Here is a 2,316-nt window from a genome sequence, read left to right as displayed (position 1 = left end):
GTCTGCGCATAGCGAATCAGACTCGTCCAACGTTTTAACGTATAGTCTAACGCTTTGGCGGAGCCACCGCCGCTTGCAGTTTGAGTGCGTGTTTGTATCAGCCAGTCATGCAATGTATTGAGTGCAGGTAAGCTTTTTTCTTTGCGTAATAGCTGGCGTTCTTCGATGCCCAGGTTTTTACCTTCTGCCTCAATTGCATATAAGTTACCAATGCGCTGCAACGCTTCAAAAGCCATCGGGCTGTCATTGGCTTTATGCAAGTCAAAGAATTTACGCCGTGCGTGCGCCCAGCAAGCCAATTCAATACAGGGATCGGCTTGTTTCGCAGAGAACAGTGCTTTGTAGCCGCCATAGCCGTCAACCATCAAATGGCCTTGCCAATCTTCCAGGAAGTTTTGCGCATACCGGCCACTACGCCCGGCTTGATAGTCGAAGACGATGATGCGTGGTCCAGGTTCCAGATCATTGTTGCGATAGGCCCATAAATAGGCATTGCGGGTTTTGCCTTTGCCGGGTTCGAGCTGTGCTACTGGTGTTTCATCGGCATGCAACGTGTTGCCTTGTAACAAGTGCCAAATTAATCGATCAACCAAAGGTTGCAAAGCAACACCACTACGCCCAACCCATTCCGCCATTGTGGAGCGCGATAGCGTGACTTGTTCACGTGCGGCAATCTGTTCAAGCCGATAGAGCGGGAGGTGGTTCAAGTATTTGCTGGCCAGTATCCAACTCAACAGGCCAGGTGCGGCCATACCGCCATCAATGATCGCTGGCGGGATAGGTGCAGCGAATACTGTTTCACAAGTCTTGCAGGCATATTGTGGGCGAATATGGCGATGAACGAAAAACTTAGCTGGCTCCACATCCAGCTGTTCGCTGACATCTTCGCTGATTTTAACCAGGTTGTGGCCGCATTGACCACACTGGCAAGACTTTGGTTCATGGCGGTGTTCAATACGCGGCAGGTGATCTGGTAATGGTTGGCGACCAGCACGAGAACGCAGCGGCTTTACTGGATTGGTTTTTTCTGGCGGATCAAACTGTTCTATTTCAGCATTTACCGCTGCCAAATCAGATTGCAATGTTTCTTCAAATAAATCGGTTTGCTTTGATGACAACGATTCACTCTTTTTACCAAACCGGATACGGCGTAAATAAGCCAATTCCATGGTAAGCGCTTGGATCTTGAGTTGCTGAAAATGAATTTCTTTTTGCGATTGTTTCGCTTCATTAAGCAGCGTTTGAACCAAGTCAGCCACTTGAGTTTTAGTGGCTGCATCAAGACTCAACTGATCCAATTCAGCAAGCGTTTTCATGGGGTTTATTTTACCATAAACACCGCCACATTACTGATGTACAAAGGCTTATGGTTGTTTTATTAAGCCTTCAAATGCGCAGGGGGCAATGCCGATAATCGCTGCCAATTGACACCTGCCATCAACCACTCCCATTGCGCTTGCGTCAACGCAAAACAGCGCTCATTTAACTTCGGCCAAACAAACTTACCCTGATGTAATCGGCGCTGACATAACCACACACCTGTACCGTCCCATAGCAACACTTTGATGCGATTATTGGCGCGATTGCAAAACACAAAAGCTGAACCTGCGCAGGGCTCATGTTCCAAAGACTGTTGCACCACCATCGACAGACCATCAATACCACGGCGCATATCAATCGGCTCTACCGCCAACCAGATTTCTCCTGGATTAACAATTAATCCAGGCATTTTAGTAATTCTGACAGCCATTGTGGTGATACATCTGCTGGCAGTTCCAGCGTATGTCCTTGCGGACAACGTAAGCACAACATGCCAGATGACGAAACTTGCGATGTAATCTCGACTGGAATCAAAGTCGGCGCAACTGAGGATACTTGCTGAAAACGATAAATCCGCAACCAGTTCGAAAATGTTTTGGAATTCAGCTTATGTTGGCGGCAATAGGCGACTTGTGATAAACCACTCGACTGCCAGGCCTCTATATGTTCCTGCTGATCTCTAGGTAGTGCCATCTGTTATCCTCATGAAAAATATCTGAGAATAATGAAATCTATTCTGTGTTTCTAGATGGTTGGGCTGGACGCTTACGGTGAAGCACAGAAAACAATCGTTGAAGTATATACTGGTGGATACATCTCACCTACAACATACGAAGATGCAAAATACCTCTCATTTGCGCTGAACTCGGAGGGTGAGGAACGTTTAAAGCTGTCGAACGAGATACTGAAACACAAGCATATCGCTGTGTTAGCAGATGTGGGAACAGGGAAAACGACACTTCTACAAAAGCTAATTCTTGATATTGGTGGCTTTAC

The 2,316-nt window shown here is 47.0% G+C and carries 3 protein-coding genes and 1 pseudogene; 1 reads left to right on the top strand and 3 read right to left on the bottom strand.

The window, feature by feature from the left end:
- The 3 genes and pseudogenes from Q0688_RS26500 to Q0688_RS26490 form a co-directional block, all read right to left on the bottom strand.
- A pseudogene (locus Q0688_RS26500) lies at nt 1-1,193 on the bottom strand (IS66 family transposase); the annotation flags it as partial.
- A gap of 185 nt (nt 1,194-1,378) precedes the next feature.
- Nucleotides 1,379-1,729, bottom strand: coding sequence for an IS66 family insertion sequence element accessory protein TnpB (gene tnpB, locus Q0688_RS26495; RefSeq protein ID WP_299084750.1), 351 nt, complete (start codon nt 1,727-1,729; stop codon nt 1,379-1,381).
- The gene (locus Q0688_RS26490) at nt 1,717-2,013 is read right to left on the bottom strand and encodes a hypothetical protein (protein WP_299084747.1); all 297 of its coding nucleotides are present in this window, start codon (nt 2,011-2,013) and stop codon (nt 1,717-1,719) included. The genes tnpB and Q0688_RS26490 overlap by 13 nt, the downstream gene beginning before the upstream one ends.
- Nucleotides 2,014-2,068: 55 nt before the next feature.
- Here Q0688_RS26490 and Q0688_RS26485 point away from each other — a divergent pair.
- Nucleotides 2,069-2,316 (top strand): hypothetical protein (locus Q0688_RS26485; RefSeq protein WP_299084744.1); only part of this gene is annotated, 248 nt, incomplete at its 3' end.

This window comes from uncultured Paraglaciecola sp., assembly GCF_937123705.1.
Classification (GTDB): Bacteria; Pseudomonadota; Gammaproteobacteria; order Enterobacterales; family Alteromonadaceae; genus Paraglaciecola.
The sequence above is the reverse complement of the archived record's forward strand: the minus strand, read 5'-3'. Positions and strand labels throughout refer to the sequence as shown.